The sequence below is a fragment of the Psychrobacter sp. TB20-MNA-CIBAN-0197 genome (assembly GCF_040309765.1).
GTDB lineage: Bacteria > Pseudomonadota > Gammaproteobacteria > Pseudomonadales > Moraxellaceae > Psychrobacter > Psychrobacter submarinus.
This window is the reverse complement of sequence record NZ_JBEOPC010000879.1, coordinates 1-259: the sequence shown is the minus strand read 5'-3', so window position 1 is coordinate 259 and position 259 is coordinate 1. Positions and strand designations below refer to the sequence as shown.

Sequence of the window (259 nt, the reverse complement as noted above, 5' to 3'; positions counted from 1 at the left end):
GCATTAGAAGCTCTAAGTTCAACACTAATTGCTTCTAAGTAACCTTCAACTTCTTGGCGTTTTGTTGTTACATATTCATCGGTGTATGTAACTGCATTGAGCGTTGCCTGTGCTTTTTCAAAATACTGCCTTGCAGAGCCAACCATACTCGCTGAGCGGGCAGATAAGCCACGTTTTATTTGGCTTTCGATATTAATACGCAGTTGTAGTTTTTCAAGACGTTTATCTTCTAAAACAAAAACTTGGCTATCAATACGAC

At 39.0% G+C, this 259-nt stretch carries 1 protein-coding gene; it reads right to left on the bottom strand.

Annotation, left to right across the window (positions count from 1 at the left end):
- Window positions 1–259: hypothetical protein (locus AAEY83_RS16380; protein WP_351060735.1), on the bottom strand; the 259-nt coding region annotated here is incomplete at both ends.